Raw genomic sequence first — 15,742 nt, forward strand, 5'->3', positions numbered from 1 at the left:
GACAACATCGGAAGACGGAGGCGCGGGCGTCGCCATGCATCGTTATAGGTTCGTTCTCTCAAGGCCGCTGCAATTCCTGCCGGTCATTTTCGGCATCAGCATCATCACCTTCATTCTGGTGCGGCTGATCCCCGGCGATCCGGCGCGCGTTCTTCTCGGTACCCGTGCAACGCCGTCGGCGATCGCCAATATCCGCGCCCAGTTCGGCCTCGACGAGCCGATCTGGCTGCAATATCTCTATTTCCTCCGAAACCTTGCCCATGGCGAGATGGGCAAGTCGATCCTCTACAAGATCGACGTGCTCCAGCTGATCGCAACGCGTATCGAGCCGACGCTCGCACTTGTCATTTCGAGCGTGGTCCTGTCGATCCTGATTGCCGTGCCGATGGCATCGATCGCGGCGCGCAATGCCGGACGGAGCCTGGATCACGCGGTCCGCATCATTTCCACCTTCGGCATAGGCTTTCCGCCGTTCTGGCTCGGGCTGATGCTTATCATCCTGTTCAGCGTGAAGCTCGACCTGCTGCCGGTCTCCGGTTATGGATCGACCCTGGGCGAAAAGCTGTCGCATCTGGTCCTGCCGAGCCTGACGATCGCGTTGTCCCTGTCGACCGTGCTGACCCGAAGCCTGCGGGCGGCGATGATCGAGCAACTCAAATCGGATGTGTCTACAGCGGCGCGCGCCCGCGGCATGCCGGAACGTGTTGTTTTCTGGCGCCATGTGCTGCCCAATTCGCTGGTGCCGACGATCAATCTTCTCGCCGTCAACACCGGCTGGCTGATCGGCGGCACGGTGGTCATCGAAAGTGTCTTTGCGCTTCCCGGCATGGGCCAGCTTCTCGTGCGCGCCATCTTTTCGCGCGACTACATGGTCGTGCAGGGTGTTGCCATGGTGTTTGCCTGCGCCACCGTGCTCGTGAACTTTCTGGCGGATATCGCCACCGTCGCGGCCGACCCGAGGGTAAAGATATGAGCGCCGGTGCCATATCCATCACGGCTTCTGGCTGGAGAACTTTCCTCGGCCGGCGCACGATGCTGATGGCCGGGGCCGGCTTCCTCCTGTTCTTCGTACTGCTCGCCGTCGCGGCGCCATTGATCGCGCCTTATGACCCGATCCTGCAGGACGGCGGTGCCCGCCTGCAGCCGCCATCCTTGCTGCATCCCTTCGGCACGGATAATTTCGGTCGCGACATCCTCTCCCGCATCATCTGGGGCGCACGGGTGGACCTGCAGATCGCACTGATCGGCGTCGCGTTTCCGTTCGTCATCGGGACCATCCTCGGTACTGTCGCGGGCTTCTTCGGCGGCATAGTCGATGCGCTTTTCATGCGGATCGTCGATATCATCCTCGCTTTTCCGTTTCTGGTGCTGATGCTGTCGATCATCACCATCCTTGGGCCGGGGCTCGGCAGCTTCTATATTGCCATGGCCCTGGTCGGCTGGGTTTCCTACGCTCGCTTGATCCGGGCGCAGATCCTGGTCCTCAAGAACAATGACTATGCCGTCGCAGCGGTCAGCCTCGGCTTCGGCCGGATGCGGATCATGTTTCGCCACCTGCTGCCGAACGCGATTGCCGGTTCGATCGTTTTTTCCATGTCGGATGCAGTGCTGGTTCTGCTAAGCGGCGCTGCCGTCAGCTATCTGGGACTCGGCGTGCAGCCGCCGGTAGCGGAATGGGGCGTGATGGTTGCCGAAGGCCAGAGCTTCATCACCACGGCCTGGTGGATCACGCTGTTTCCCGGCCTCTCCATCGTCTTCCTCGCCTTCGGATTCAGCATGCTCGGCGATGCGCTCGGCGAATTGCTGGGAGTGCACGAATGAGCGCTCCGGTTCTTTCCGTCCGCAATCTCACCGTCAAGGCGCATCTCGACGACGAGACGCGCATGCTGCTCGACGCCGTATCGCTCGATCTGGCGCGAGGCGAAATTCTCGGGCTGGTCGGTGAAAGCGGCTCCGGCAAAAGCTTGTTCTGCCGATCGCTGGTGCGGCTGCTTCCTTCTTCGCGATTGCGGATCGAGGGTGGTTCCGCCCTGCTCGAGGGACGCGAACTGACGACCTTGAGCGATAGCGAGATGCTGAAGGTTCGCGGCGGCGAGATCGGCATGATCTTTCAGAACCCGACAAGCCATCTCGATCCGGTGATGCGGATCGGCGACCAGATAGCCGAAGGTATCCGCTATCATCAGGGTCTCGATGCCAGGGCGGCGCGCGCGGCGGCGACGGAGATCCTGTCGCAGGTCGGTTTCCCCGATCCGCTCCGGCAGTACGACAGCTATCCACACGAATTTTCCGGCGGTATGCGCCAGCGGGCAATGATCGGTGTGGCTCTGTCCTGCAATCCGAAGATCCTGATTGCCGACGAACCCACCACCGCCCTTGACGTCACCATCCAGGCCCAGATCCTGGCGCTGCTGATGGATCTGCGCGACCGTCGCGGCCTGTCGATCATCCTCATCACCCATGATCTCGGAATCGTGGCGCAGACATGCGATCGCATCGCCGTCATGCGGGGCGGCCGGTTGCTGGAACAGGGACCGAAGCGGCAGATCCTCTCGCAACCGCAGGACCCCTACACAATCAGGCTGATCCAAAGTCATCCGTCGATGCCGGACACGAAGCCCCTTGCTGCAGTTGCGGCCCTGCCGGCCGCCGCATCCGTGAAGCCTATTCTGGAGATCGACGACCTGCATGTGCGGTTCCCTGTCGGGGGCGGCCTTTTCAGAGGGAGTGCTACGAAAACGGTCTCCGCCGTCTCCGGCGTCAGCCTGCAGATCATGCCTGGCGAGACGGTCGGCATCGTCGGCGAATCCGGTAGCGGCAAGAGCACGCTTGCACGCGCGATACTGGGCCTTACGCCGATCTCCTCCGGCCATGTAAGCTTCGAGGGCGTCGACCTTGCCCTGCAGCGCAATGCTGCGCTGGCGAAACTGCGGCGCGAGACGGCGATGGTCTTCCAGGATCCATTCAATGCCTTAAACCCGCGCCTCACCATCGGCCAGACGATCGGTGAGGTTTTGGCCGTTCAGGGGAAGGTCGAGAAGGCCGATATTCCTGCCCGCATTGGCGAATTGCTTGACCTCGTCGGGCTGGAGCGCGAGTTCGCCAATCGCAAGCCGCGCTCGATGAGTGGCGGCCAATGCCAGCGTGCAGGCATCGCCCGCGCCCTGGCCGTCGATCCGAAGTTGATCATCGCCGACGAATGTGTTGCCGCGCTCGACGTCACCATCCAGGCGCAGATCATCGCGCTTTTCCGGGATCTGGCAGCAAGGATGAACCTGACGCTCGTCTTCATCGCCCATGATCTGGCGATCGTCCGCAATCTGTGCACCCGCACCGTGGTGATGTATCGCGGCGCAGTCGTTGAGGAAGGGCCTTCGGAACAGGTCTTCTCTCACCCGAAACATGCCTATACGGCAGCACTCGTCGCCGCGATCCCCGATATTGACCCGGACAAGCCGCTGCTCGGCGCCATTCCCGAGCCAACAGCAGACATTCTCCCATCAATCAAACGCATGCCATAACAAAGAAGGGAACAACATCATGCACAGGAAGTGGAAATCAGTCGGCTTCGCGGCATTTGCCGCCGCCCTCAGCCTCAGCGCAAGTTTTGCAGAAGCAGCCGGCGTTCTCACCATCGGCCGCCGCGAGGATTCGACCACGTTCGACCCGATCAAATCGGCGCAGAACGTTGACAACTGGGTCTTCTCCAACGTCTTCGACGTGCTGATCCGGGTGGACAAGACCGGCACCAAGCTGGAGCCGGGCCTTGCCGAAAGCTGGAAAGTGTCCGATGACGGCCTGACCTACACGTTCAAGATCCGCGACGCGAAATTTTCCGACGGCTCGCCGATCACGGCCGACGACGCGGCGTTCAGCCTGCTGCGCATCCGCGACAACGATGGCTCGTTATGGAGCGACAGCTACAAGATCGTCGATACCGCCAAAGCGACCGATCCGAAAACTCTGACCGTCAAGCTGAAGACGCCTTCTGCGCCCTTCCTGTCGACGCTGGCACTGCCGAACGTCTCGGTCCTGTCGAAGAAGGCGGTTGAGGCCGGCGAAGACGCCTTTGCCGAATTGCCGACCGCGTCCTCCGGCGCTTTCACAGTCAAGGAATGGAGGCGCGGCGACCGCGTGATCCTCGAAAAGAACCCGAAATTCTGGCAGGCGGACCGGGTAAAACTCGATGGCGTCGAGTGGATTTCCGTGCCGGACGACAATACCCGCATGTTGAACGTGCAGGCCGGCCAGCTCGACACGGCGATCTTCGTGCCGTTCTCGCGTGTCGAGGAGCTGAAGAAGGACGCCAATCTCAACGTCCTGATCGACACCTCGACCCGCGAGGACCATCTGCTGATCAACCATGAGCATGGGGCGCTCGCCAAGAAGGAAGTGCGACAGGCCCTCGACATGGCGATCGACAAGAAGGCGATCGTCGATACCGTCACCTTTGGCATCGGAACGGTCGCAAATTCCTATATTCCCAAGGGCTCGCTCTATCATTACGACGCCAATTTCCAGTATCCCTATGATCCCGAAAAGGCCAAGGCGATGCTTGCTAAGGCCGGCGCCTCAGATTTGTCGCTGAACTACGTTGTCAATGCCGGCAACGAGGTCGACGAGCAGATCGCCGTGCTGTTGCAGCAGCAGCTTTCCAAGGCGGGTGTCACGGTCAACCTGCAGAAGGTCGATCCGAGCCAGAGCTGGGATATGCTGATCGCCGGTGATTACGACATCTCGGTGATGTACTGGACGAACGATATCCTCGATCCCGACCAGAAGACGACCTTCGTCCTCGGCCATGACACCAATATGAACTACATGACCCGCTACAAGAGCGACAAGGTGAAGGACCTCGTGGCCGCGGCGCGCCTGGAACTCGATCCGACGAAGCGTGAAGCGATTTATGTCGAGATCCAGAAGACGGCAAAGGACGACGTGCACTGGATCGACCTGTACTACAGCCCTTACATCAACGTCGCGCGCAAGAATGTCGAGAATTTCTACCAGAACCCGCTTGGTCGTTTCTTCCTCGAAGACACCGTGAAGAACTGATGACGTGTCGGCCGGGCGCTTCGGCGCCTGGCCGATCGGGCTGATGCGCGCTTTACGAAGGATCGGGATCGGCCACGACGATATCGACACCGGCCGCGGCAAGGGCCGCCGCCATCTCCGGGTCAGGCATGCGGTCGGTTATCAGGCTTGCGATCTGGCTCAGTCCCGCCACCTGGAAAACGGCCGGACGTCCGAGTTTTGCATGATCGGCCAGAACCGTGATGCTCTGCGCCTGGGCGATCATGGCGCGGGCCATCTCGGTTTCCCGCAGGTCGTAGTCCATAACAGCGGTCGCGGTGATCGCGCCGACAGTCAGTACGACATGCTCGGCCTTGAACTGGGCGATCTGTGCGGTGGCCATCGCCCCCAATGTTTCGCGGCCCTCGGCCGCGATTTCGCCGCCGACCAGATAGACATGATGGCGCATCTCCGCCTGAGCCATGATCCTGGCGATCTGCGGAGAATTGGTGATCACCGTCATGTTGCGCCGCTTGGCCAGCGCCTGCGCAAAGGCGATCGTCGTCGAGCCCGTGTCGATGAACAGCACGGAGCCCTCAGGGAACAAGGTTGCGGCCTTGCGGGCGATGGCGGTCTTCTCCGCCTTTCGCTCCTTCATGCGCGTGTCGAATTCGCTTTCGTGAGGCGAGGCATCCTTCAGCTTCAGGGCGCGCGCGCCGCCATGGAACTTGCGAATGTGACCTCCGGTGTCCAGATCCGAGAGATCACGCCTGATGGTCTCGCGGGACGCATCAAAACGTTCTGCCAGATCCTCGACCGTGACTTCGCCGGTCTCATCGAGAAGCCGGAGAATTTCCTCCCGCCTGGCTGCCGGTTTCATCGTCTATTCCTTCATCGTGCAGGTGCTTCCAGCAGCTGCCGCAGCAGCGAGACCGGGTGCTGCAACTCGGTGCCGGTCATATGTTTGGTCTGACATCGGCACGAAAAGCCCGTTGCGAGAATGGCTTCGGGGCCGGGTGCCGTCGCAGCCTTCCAGCTGTGTCCGAAGATTTCATTGGACTTGGTTCGATTGGTGGACTCATGCCCCCACATCCCCGCCATGCCACAGCAGCCGGTGGCGGGCATGTCGAGCTTGATGCCGAGGCGATCGAAAATAATGCGCCATTCTGCGGTGGCTCCGGCACCCAGAACCCGTTCGCTGCAATGCGGCAAAAGCCGCACCGCCATCTCTGACGTCCGGGCCGGCAATGCGGCAATCAGGGGCGCGAGCATCTGCTGCGGCAGCGCCACTGCCGGCATGTCGTCCGGATAGTCGGTGCGATAGGAGAGCGTCACTGGCGGTTCGAGCCCCATCAGCGGCACGCCGGTCGCGGCGATCACCTTGAGGCTGTCCTTCTGCCTTTGCGCCTGACGGGAAAACCCTGCCAGCCGCCCGAGAACCTTGCGAGCCTTGCCGGAAGGTCGATAGGGCGCCACCCACAGTTTTTTCTGCAGGCGTGCCAAGACGACGTCGAGATCCGCGACGACCTGCGGCTCGAAAAACTGCGTGAAAGCATCGGGCACCAGAACCACGTCGACCTTCGGGTCGAGCCGGGCGATATCGGTTTGCTTCAGCCAGCGAAGGCCGTGCGCCTGTTTCGGCATGCTTGGTAGCGCCGTCAGGCCAATGGCGGACATCAAGGATGCGCCCGGCCCTTCGGTCATCAAATTGAAACTCCTGCGGAATTTTGCGGCAAGCGGCAGCAAGCCTTCCAGATGCGCGAGTGCGGTATCGCGTAAGGACCGGCGATGGCGGCGATAATAGCTGTCGAGAAACAGCGACCGGATCGAGGGAACGTCGACACGCACCGGACATTGGCTGGTGCAGGCGCCGCAGCTGAGACAGCCGTCGATCGCCTGCTTGACTTCGATCTCGAACTGCGGATCGGCGCGACCGTCCGGCCCGCCCTGCCGCAGCCATTCGCGCACCAGCCCGACGCGCCCTTTTGGCGAGTGACGCCGGTCGCCGGTGACCTTGTACGAGGGACACATGACGTCGTCGAGCGTGCGGTTGAAGCAGGCGCCATTGCCGTTGCAGCCGAAGGCGGAGGCGTATTCAGTGCGTAGGGCGGCCGGGACGGTGCGGTCGTTCTGGCCGCGCAGGGGTACCTCGTCGATCTTCCACAAGGGGCCATTGTCGGGCGTGGCGATCTTGCCGGGGTTCATCTGGCTGCGCGGATCGAAGGCCGCCTTGATCCGCTGCAGTGACGGGTAGAGCGGCCCAAAAACCTCTGGCACGAATTCGGAACGCACGCCCTTGCCATGCTCGCCCCAGAGAAGGCCGCCATGGCTGCGCGCCAGCGCCTCGACCGCTTCGGTAATGCGGCGGATGAGCGGTTCCTGGGCGGGATCGGTAAGGTCGATCGCCGGCCGCACATGCAGGACGCCGGCATCGACATGGCCGAACATGCCGTAGGCCAGTCCCTCGCGATCGAGGATTGCCCGGAAACCGGCAATGAAGGGCTCGAGATTCTCAGGGGGAACGGCGCAGTCCTCGACGAAGGGGATCGGCCGCTTGTCGCCGATCGCACGTCCGAGCAGCCCGACGGCCGTCTTGCGCAGCACCCAGACCAGCTCTACCTCGCGGCCGTTGGCAACCGTCATCGAGAGCCGCGCGGGCATGCTTGCGAGCTGTGCCACCAGCGTTGTGACCCGTTCAGCAAGCGTTGCCGGGTCGTCGTCGGTGAATTCGACGATGTTGACCCCTTGTGCACCCGCCTGCGGGAAGAGGTGTGCGACGGCGGAAAAGGTAGGCTCCTCGCGTGCCAGGCCGAGCACGCGGCTGTCGATGGTTTCGACCGAAGTGGCGCCGAGCACGGCCATTTCGCGGGCGTCCCGCAGCGCCGACTGGAAATCGGGATAGAAAATGAGAATCAGCGCCGCAGCCTTGGGAATCGGCAGGACATTCAACCTCGCCTCGGCAATCAGCGCGAGCGTACCTTCCGAACCGCACAGCACTGCCGCCGGATCGATCGTGTCGCCTTCACGGATATGGGCGAGATCGTACCCCGTCAGCGATCGGTTGAGTTTTGGGAAACGCGCCGCGATCAAGTCCGCCTGGCTGGCCGAGATGTCGTCGAGACAGGCGAGAACCTCACCGGCACGGCCCCTGATCGTCCGATCGAGCGGCGCCCGGCGGGTTTCCAGGATCTCGCCGCCAACCAGCACCGCACGCAGGTTGAGGACATGGTTGGAGGTCTTGCCATAGACGCAGGATCCCTGTCCGCAGGCATCGGTGGAGATCATGCCGCCCAGTGTCGCGCGCGACGACGTCGATAATTCCGGGGCAAAAAACAGGCCGAGCGGTTTCAGTGCCGCGTTCAACTGGTCCTTGATCACCCCGGGCTGGACACGCACCCAGCCCTCCTCGGCATTGATCTCGAGGATCCCGGTCATGTGGCGCGAACAGTCGACCACCAGGCCGTTGCCGAGCGACTGACCGTTGGTGCCCGTGCCGCCACCACGTGGGCGAAGAACAATGCCGTGGAAACGCGGCTCTTCGAGCAGCTGAGCGATCAGCACGAGATCCTCCTCGTCCATCGGCAAGGCCACAGCATCCGGCAGAACCTGGTAGATGGAATTGTCGGTCGCCAGCACCACGCGGTCCGATGCGGCGATGGTCGCCTCGCCACGGAAGCCCTTCGATTTCAAGGTTTTCACAAATGCGCTGTAGTCCGCGGCTTGCAGGGGGGCTGGAGACTCCACGTTCGTTACCTCAGCGCAGAAAATTGGCGGCCATGGACCGCATGCCATTCTTTATGCGGACCGCGACGATGCAGCGCCTCCCGCACCAGTCTCAAAATCAAGCCGCCTTGCTCTTCACTAGCATGATTGTTTGGGGTGTAAAATAACGTATTCAGTCATTAAGATGCCCGAACATACAATTTTGGCTCGTCAAAAGATCTCTGCAGCGGTAAGCATAAGAGATCTATTCACCTGGTCGTCGATATGGCGGCTTTCGCAGGCAACGGAGTACGCTTTTGACGGCTTTCGGCGATCCTGTGGATGCGGTCATCATCGGTGCCGGCGTCGTCGGCTGTGCCCTGGCGCGCCGCTTTTCGCTGGAGGGGGCCAGTGTCGTTGTTCTCGAGCGGGCGCCCGACATCCTGTCCGGCGCATCGAAAGCCAACAGCGCCATCCTCCATACCGGTTTCGATGCGCCGCCCGGCAGCGTCGAGCTGCAATGCATGCAGGCGGGTTACGACGAGTACATGCAGATCCGCAACGGTTTCAACCTGCCGATCCTTGAGACCGGTGCGATGGTTGTCGCATGGGACGACAGCGAAGAGGCCCGGCTTCCCGAACTGCTGGATCAGGCGCTCTTGAACGGCGTTGCCGATGCCCTGCTTCTCAGTCGTGCGGAAGTGCTTGCCCGGGAGCCGGCACTCGGCTCCCATGTGCGGGCCGCGCTGCTGGTGCCGCGCGAGGTCATCATCGATCCCTGGTCGGCACCACTTGCCTATGCGACCCAGGCCAAGGCAATGGGTGCCCGGTTTCAGTTCAACGCCGGGCTGTTGTCGGCCCGTTTCGATGGCGACCTGTGGCACCTGGAGACGCCCACCGGCACGCTGACGGCGCGTAGCGTCATCAACTCTGCGGGTATTCAGGGCGATAGCGTCGAGCGGATGTTGCTCGGCGAGGCGCAGTTCGAGATTCGTCCGCGAAAGGGGCAGTTCGTGGTGTTCGACAAAGCTGCCGCCAAGCATCTGCGAACGATCCTGCTGCCGGTGCCGACGGCCCGCACCAAGGGTGTGGTGCTGACGCGAACGATCTTCGGCAACCTGCTGGTCGGACCGACGGCGGAGGAACAGGAAGAGCGCGAGCGCCCGGACGTCACCCGGCCGGAACTCGACATGCTGATCGCCAAGGCCGTTGAGCTTGTGCCGGCGCTGGCGCAGGCCCAAGTGACGGCCGTTTATGCCGGCTTGCGACCGGCCTCCGAGGAAAAGCCTTACCGGGTCCACAGCCTTCCGGAAAAGGGCTATTTCTGCGCCGGAGGCATACGCTCCACCGGCCTGACCGCCGCGCTGGGTATTGCCCGTCATGTCCATGGGCTATGGGCACAAAGCCGGACGGCCGGCGGCGAACGGTCCGCAGCGCCGCCGACCTTCCTGCTGCCCAATCTGGCCGAGCACCTGCCGCGTGACTGGCAGACGCCCGGGCATGACGGCATCGTCTGTCATTGCGAAATGGTGACCGGTCGCGAGATTGAGGCTGCGCTTGGCAGCCCCTTGCCGCCCGGAGATTTTGGCGGGCTGCGTCGGCGTACGCGTTGCGCCATGGGGCGATGTCAGGGGTTCAACTGCCTGGCCCGTCTGACGAGCCTGACGGAGGGCCGGTTGTCCGTGCCGATCGCACCGGAGGTCGACCCATGAGCGCGGAAACGTATGACGTCGCAATCGTCGGCGGTGGCCCTGCCGGCTTGTCTGCCGCCATCGAGCTGAAACGCCGGGGCGTGGCCAAAGTCGCACTCCTCGAGCGTGGTGCCGAGGTCGGTGGCATCCCCCGCCATTGTGGCCATCCACCCTTCGGCATGCGCGAGTTCGGCCGCATCCTCACGGGCCAGGCCTATGCCCGTCGCCTGGCGGGCGCGGCCGTGGCGGCCGGTGTGACGATCCTGACAAAATATACGGTCGTCCATACGGGTCCAGACGGCCTGCTGACGGTCGCCAGCCCCGCCGGCATCCAGACCATCCAGGCCGCCCGCATCCTGATCGCCACGGGCGCCCGCGAGACGACCCGCGCGCAGTTGCTGGTGCCGGGCGTGCGGCCGCTTGGCGTGATGAATACAGCAGCGCTTCAGGCTTTCGTCTACCAGGAGGGGCGTGTTCCGTTTCGCCGCCCGGTCATCGTCGGCAGCGAACTGGTGTCGCTGTCGGCGATCCTCACCTGTCGAAGCCACGGCATCCGGCCCGTCGCGATGGTGGAGACGGAGCACCAGGTGCAGGCTCGTCCGGCATTTTTTGCACTGCCGCGAGTGCTCGGCGTGCCGGTCATGACCGGTGCGCAGGTGCTCGCCATCGAAGGCAGCCCGCGGGTGACATCCGTGCGTTTGCGCTTGGCTGACGGCAAGGAAACGGTGCTGGATTGCGACGGGCTGATCTTTTCCGGCCGCTTCATCCCGGAGGCGGCGCTGGCTGAGGCAAGCGCCCTTGCGCTCGATCTCGGAACCGGAGGCCCGGTGATCGACCAGTACGGCCGTAGCTCCGACCCCAACATCTTTGTCGCCGGCAACATGATTCACCCGATCGAGACGGCCGGCCATTGCTGGGCCGAGGGGCGCCGCGTGGCCCGCGTGATTGCGGCAGAACTAGCGAACGCGAGAAATGCCGAACCCGGTAGGACGCCCGGCCGCCGCATCATCGCTGGCGCAGGGCTGAAATATGTGGTTCCGCAGCGACTGACGCTCGAAGGCAGGGGCACTGTGCCGGCTCTGAACATACGCGCTATCGGGGCCGCGCGCGGCCGATTGATCCTCTCGGACGGCAGCGGTACGGTCCTGCGCACCCAAAGCATCAATACCGCGCCGCAGAAGCCGATCCGCTTTTCTCTGGCGGGGCTGAACCTTGCCGTCGATAGCAGCGATCTTCAGCTGCGACTGGAGCCACGTCCATGAGCATTTTCCTCGCCCTCGATCAGGGCACCACATCGACACGCGCCCTGCGGGTCACGGCCGATGGCGACGCCAGTATCGTTTTTTCCGCCACGCACAAGCAGCATTTTTCCGGCACGGATCGGGTCGAACATGATCCGGAGGAACTGCTCGCCAATCTTTGCGCAGCGCTTTCTGCCGCCGGCGAAGCCACGGCGATCGGTCTGTCCAATCAGGGTGAAAGCTGTCTTGCCTGGGACGCGATTGATGGCAGGCCGCTCTCTCCCGTCATCGTCTGGCAGGATCGTCGCACCGCCGCGCAGGTTGCCGCTCTTTCCCACGCGGAAACCGAGATCAAGGCGCTGTCCGGCCTGCCGCTCAGCCCTTATTTCTCAGCCGGCAAACTGGCCTGGCTGCTGGAGAACAATGACGAGGTCAAGGCTGCCCGGCGTGCCGGCAGATTGATGCTCGGCACCACGGATGCGTTCTTCCTGCAGCGCCTGACCGGACGCGCGGCGACCGACATCACCACCGCTTCGCGCACCGCCTTGATGAATATCGCGACCGGCCAGTGGGACAGTACGCTCTGCCAGCTTTTTGGCGTGCCGATCGAGTGCCTGCCGCCCATTCTGCCGACCGTCGGCGATTTCGGTGGCATCGATGGCACGCCGCTGACGGCCTCTGTGGTCGACCAGCAGGCTGCCCTTTACGGCCATGGTTGCCGGGTTGCCGGCGATACCAAGATCACCTTCGGTACCGGTGCGTTCGCGCTGTCGCTGACCGGCCCGCACCTGCGCCTGGATCGCCAAAACGGCCTGCTGCCGACCGTCGCCTGGTCGATCGGCGGCGAGACAAGTTATGCCACGGATGGCGGTGTCCACGCAGCCGGCGCGGCGATCAACTGGGCGCAAAGGATCGGGCTGCTGAATGACCCTTCGGAACTCAATGCTTTCGAGGCGGGACCGGCCATCGACCGCGGCCTGGCTTTCGTGCCGGCCCTGGCGGGGCTTGGCAGCCCGCATTGGGATGGCAGTGCAGCCGGGCTTTTCATCGGCATGACCGGCGCAACGACGCGACAGGACATGCAACAGGCGCTGATCGAAGGCATCGCCTTGCGTGCCAGCGAAATCGTGGCGGCCATGGCGTCGGATGCGCCGGTGACCCGGATCTCGGTGGATGGTGGCGTCAGCCGCTCGCGTTACCTATGCCAGTTTCTCGCCGACACGACGGGTTGCACGGTGGTCATTCCGAGTGTCGACGAACTGACTGCCTACGGCACGGCCCAACTGGCGGCCTGTGCGCTTGGCGAAATGCTCTCGACGCCGGCACCATCGCAGATTATCGAGCCGAACCCGTGTGACGCGCCCGCGCGGCTATCGCGATTTTCCCAGGCCGTGGACAGGGCCAAGGGTTGGCATTTAGGCCCCGTCAGCTAGCCGCGGGCGTCGTCGACGGTAACGCACTCGCACGTTGAGGCCAGCAAGCGGTGGGATCGCAGGGAGTTCTTGCGGGATCAGACGTGCTGTCCGCCATTGATGTGGATTTCCGCGCCATTGATGTAGGCTGATGTCTCGCTGCACAGGAAGTGGATGGTTTCGGCGACTTCCCGCGGCGTACCGAGCCTTTTCATGGGAACGGTTGCTTCCACCAGCTGATCGGTACCGAGAGACAGGATCGAGGTTGCGATTTCACCTGGTGCAATGGCATTAGCGCGAACGCCATGCGGGCCGAACTCGTGGGCGATCTCGCGCGTCAGAGCTCCCAGGCCAGCCTTGGAGGCAGCATAGGCGACGCCGGCAAAGGGGTGTACGCGCGATCCGGCAATCGATGTCACGTTTACGATCGATCCCTTCGCCGCCTCCAGTTCGGGCAGCAATGCTCGGGCAAGCAGGGCGATCGAGACGAGATTGACGTTGAGGACCGTCGTCCACGTCAACGCGTCGGAAGCGATGACACCCAGGCGCGTGCCACCGGGACCTTTCGGAGAAATGCCGGCATTGTTGACCAGCGCATCCAGGGCTGCCCCGTCCAACCGCTCGCGCACGTCTGCTGCCAGTTTGTCGATTTGCGTGAGATCGGCCAGATCGGCCTGGATATGGCTTTCGCGGGCTGAGGGCCAGCGGCACTCCTCGGAGAAAGGTTGCCTTGAAACGGTCAGAACGCGCCAGCCCTTTTCCAAAAACAGTTTGACCGTGGCGTGGCCGATACCCCGGCTGGCACCCGTCAAGAGCATGTAACGTTGTGTCATTGGTGGCCTTCTCCGGATGCCAGAGGCATCAAATGTCTGAACGTCGTTTTTCGATAGCAATCCATGGAGATATCGTGCTGAATTTGCCGGCTGCCAGCAGTCTCGCGCAATCAATGCGCTTTTATGGGATCGAACGTCATCGGTTTTATGCGGGCTTGGCAGGCGCCTTGTCCGGCCAGAAACGTACGCCCGGACGCGCCAGCCCGCCGCCGAGTGCAGCCACGGTGCCGTCGGCACGCCAGCAGGCGGCACCGGTCATCGTGTCGCCAAAGGCGATGGCGTTCATGCCGCCGCCGATATGCGGCATCACCCGCACCTCGTGCCCGAGTTCCTCGAGTTTTTCCTGTTGCGGCGCATAAGCCTGCTCGATTTCCACTTCCTGGCCTTGCGTCCAAATCCGTGGCGCTTCCACGGCTTCCTGAAGGCTCATCTTGTGGTCGATCAGGTTGACGATGGCCTGCATGGCCGAGGGGAAAATCCTGAGGCCGCCCGGAAGGCCGAGGGCAAACACCGGCGCGCCATCCTTCATCAGGATCATCGGCGCCATCGAGGTCGGCACGCGCTTGCCCGGAACCACAGACAGTGCATTGCCGGGATGCGGATCGAAATTGCTCATGTAGTTGTTGGGAATGATGCCGGTGCCCGGCACCGCCAGCCGCGCCCCGAACAGCCCGTTGATCGTATGCGTGGCGCTGACGATGTTGCCGTCGCGGTCGGCGACGGTGATATGGGTGGTGTCGTGGCTCTCATAGCCCTGCGCATAGGGGGCGGGCAGGCTTGCCGCCCGGCGGATCTGGGCGCGGCATTCGGCGGCATAGGCCTTCGAGGTCAGCCGTTCGACCGGCACGTCGACAAAGGCCGGATCGCCCGAATAGGCCCGCCGGTCGGCAAAGGCGATGCGGATCACCTCGACGAGAAGATGCAGGGATTGAGGACTGCCAAAACCCATGCCGGCCACGTCATAGGCTTCCAGCATGTTGAGCATCTGGGTGACATGCACGCCGGAAGAGGCCGGTGGCGGCGGGCCGGCAATGTCGAAGCCGCGATAGCTGCCGATGATCGGCTTGCGCTCGATCGGGCGATAGGCGCGCAGGTCGACTTCGGTGACCCAGCCTGCATCATCACCGCCGGTCGACATTCGCGCGGCCAGCGCCGCGCCAAGCGCACCGCCATGCAGCGCCGCGGCGCCTTCGCGCTGGATCAGCCGCAGGCTCTCGGCATAATCGCCCATGACAAGGCGCTCACCGGGTGCCGGCGCCGCCCCGCCCGGCATGAGAATTTTGGCGATTTCCGCATCCTGCGACAGTTCGCCGGCCGCCTCGCCAATCGCGCCGGACAGGTAATGGGTGACTGCGAAACCGCGCGCGGCCAGGCGGATCGCCGGTTCGACGACATCGGCGAAGGGTAGCTTGCCGTAACGCGACTGCATGTCGCACCAGCCCGCAAGGTTGCCGGGAACGGCAACGGAGGATGCGCCGATGATGTTGCGCCGTCCCTTGGCGTCCATGTAGCGCGCCGGCTCGTCCGAAACCGGCTCGTAGATTTCCGGGTGCATGGTCGCTGCCGCCGAAGAAAGCGCGTCGATCACCACATGCGGCCCGCCGGCCATGCGGATATGTGACAGGCCGCCGCCGGCAATGCCGACCATCATCGGTTCGACCACGGTCAGCGCCAGAAGCGAAGCGACCGCGGCATCCACCGCATTGCCGCCTGCCGCCAGCATCTCGAAACCAGCTGCCGAGCCCAGCGGATGGTTGGTGACCACCATGCCGCCAGCACCACTGGCCGGGGATTTTTCGCAGGTAAATGGTAGACGGGAAGCGGTCATGGCGTTCTCAATTCGATGGGTA

At 63.2% G+C, this 15,742-nt stretch carries 11 protein-coding genes; 7 read left to right on the forward strand and 4 right to left on the reverse strand.

Features of this window, described 5'->3' with window-relative positions; all coding sequences use genetic code 11:
- Positions 1-34 precede the first annotated feature (34 nt).
- The 4 genes from LZK81_RS02260 to LZK81_RS02275 are packed head-to-tail and all read left to right on the forward strand — an operon-like array spanning position 35 to position 5,055.
- Entirely contained in the window at positions 35-973 is a 939-nt protein-coding gene (locus LZK81_RS02260) for an ABC transporter permease (RefSeq protein ID WP_046609524.1), read from the forward strand.
- On the forward strand, positions 970-1,821 hold the full coding sequence (locus LZK81_RS02265; RefSeq protein ID WP_233955071.1) for an ABC transporter permease: 852 nt from the start codon (positions 970-972) through the stop codon (positions 1,819-1,821). Before LZK81_RS02260 ends, LZK81_RS02265 begins: the two co-directional genes overlap by 4 nt.
- Positions 1,818-3,521 (forward strand): dipeptide ABC transporter ATP-binding protein, encoded by a 1,704-nt coding sequence (locus LZK81_RS02270; RefSeq protein ID WP_233955072.1) that lies wholly within the window; start codon positions 1,818-1,820, stop codon positions 3,519-3,521. Before LZK81_RS02265 ends, LZK81_RS02270 begins: the two co-directional genes overlap by 4 nt.
- Before the next feature lie 19 nt (positions 3,522-3,540).
- Complete coding sequence (locus LZK81_RS02275) at positions 3,541-5,055, forward strand: ABC transporter substrate-binding protein (RefSeq protein WP_233955073.1); 1,515 nt, start codon at positions 3,541-3,543, stop codon at positions 5,053-5,055.
- Positions 5,056-5,107: 52 nt separating this feature from the next.
- Here the strand turns inward: LZK81_RS02275 and LZK81_RS02280 are convergent, their stop codons facing one another.
- Both LZK81_RS02280 and LZK81_RS02285 read right to left on the reverse strand, forming a co-directional pair.
- A complete protein-coding gene (locus tag LZK81_RS02280; protein ID WP_046603042.1) occupies positions 5,108-5,893 on the reverse strand; it encodes a DeoR/GlpR family DNA-binding transcription regulator in 786 nt (261 codons plus the stop codon).
- 11 nt (positions 5,894-5,904) lie between these two features.
- Positions 5,905-8,712 carry an FAD-binding and (Fe-S)-binding domain-containing protein gene (locus LZK81_RS02285; protein WP_233955074.1) on the reverse strand — a complete coding sequence of 936 codons (2,808 nt, stop codon included), beginning with the start codon at positions 8,710-8,712 and terminating at the stop codon, positions 5,905-5,907.
- A gap of 320 nt (positions 8,713-9,032) precedes the next feature.
- Between LZK81_RS02285 and LZK81_RS02290 the strand changes: the two genes are divergently transcribed.
- From LZK81_RS02290 to LZK81_RS02300, 3 genes are read left to right on the forward strand one after another with little or no spacing between them, the layout of a single operon-like run.
- A complete protein-coding gene (locus LZK81_RS02290; protein ID WP_233955075.1) occupies positions 9,033-10,427 on the forward strand; it encodes an NAD(P)/FAD-dependent oxidoreductase in 1,395 nt (464 codons plus the stop codon).
- A complete protein-coding gene (locus tag LZK81_RS02295) occupies positions 10,424-11,668 on the forward strand; it encodes an NAD(P)/FAD-dependent oxidoreductase (protein ID WP_233955076.1) in 1,245 nt (414 codons plus the stop codon). The genes LZK81_RS02290 and LZK81_RS02295 overlap by 4 nt, the downstream gene beginning before the upstream one ends.
- Positions 11,665-13,080 (forward strand): FGGY family carbohydrate kinase, encoded by a 1,416-nt coding sequence (locus LZK81_RS02300; protein WP_233955077.1) that lies wholly within the window; start codon positions 11,665-11,667, stop codon positions 13,078-13,080. Before LZK81_RS02295 ends, LZK81_RS02300 begins: the two co-directional genes overlap by 4 nt.
- Positions 13,081-13,157: 77 nt before the next feature.
- On the opposite strand, the gene LZK81_RS02305 is transcribed toward LZK81_RS02300, so the two are convergent.
- Positions 13,158-13,892 carry an SDR family NAD(P)-dependent oxidoreductase gene (locus LZK81_RS02305; protein WP_233955078.1) on the reverse strand — a complete coding sequence of 245 codons (735 nt, stop codon included), beginning with the start codon at positions 13,890-13,892 and terminating at the stop codon, positions 13,158-13,160.
- Between the two features lie 145 nt (positions 13,893-14,037).
- Positions 14,038-15,720 (reverse strand): gamma-glutamyltransferase, encoded by a 1,683-nt coding sequence (gene ggt / locus LZK81_RS02310; RefSeq protein ID WP_233955079.1) that lies wholly within the window; start codon positions 15,718-15,720, stop codon positions 14,038-14,040.
- Positions 15,721-15,742: the final 22 nt, after the last annotated feature.

This window comes from Neorhizobium galegae, assembly GCF_021391675.1.
GTDB lineage: Bacteria > Pseudomonadota > Alphaproteobacteria > Rhizobiales > Rhizobiaceae > Neorhizobium > Neorhizobium galegae_B.

Excerpts from the sequence above, each read along its gene's own strand:
- LZK81_RS02260 (WP_046609524.1), top strand. The coding sequence starts at position 35 with ATGCATCGTTATAGGTTCGTTCTCTCAAGGCCGCTGCAATTCCTGCCG.
- LZK81_RS02265 (WP_233955071.1), top strand. The coding sequence starts at position 970 with ATGAGCGCCGGTGCCATATCCATCACGGCTTCTGGCTGGAGAACTTTC.
- LZK81_RS02270 (WP_233955072.1), top strand. The coding sequence starts at position 1,818 with ATGAGCGCTCCGGTTCTTTCCGTCCGCAATCTCACCGTCAAGGCGCAT.
- LZK81_RS02275 (WP_233955073.1), top strand. The coding sequence starts at position 3,541 with ATGCACAGGAAGTGGAAATCAGTCGGCTTCGCGGCATTTGCCGCCGCC.
- LZK81_RS02280 (WP_046603042.1), bottom strand. The coding sequence starts at position 5,893 with ATGAAACCGGCAGCCAGGCGGGAGGAAATTCTCCGGCTTCTCGATGAG.
- LZK81_RS02295 (WP_233955076.1), top strand. The coding sequence starts at position 10,424 with ATGAGCGCGGAAACGTATGACGTCGCAATCGTCGGCGGTGGCCCTGCC.
- LZK81_RS02300 (WP_233955077.1), top strand. The coding sequence starts at position 11,665 with ATGAGCATTTTCCTCGCCCTCGATCAGGGCACCACATCGACACGCGCC.
- LZK81_RS02305 (WP_233955078.1), bottom strand. The coding sequence starts at position 13,892 with ATGACACAACGTTACATGCTCTTGACGGGTGCCAGCCGGGGTATCGGC.
- ggt (WP_233955079.1), bottom strand. The coding sequence starts at position 15,720 with ATGACCGCTTCCCGTCTACCATTTACCTGCGAAAAATCCCCGGCCAGT.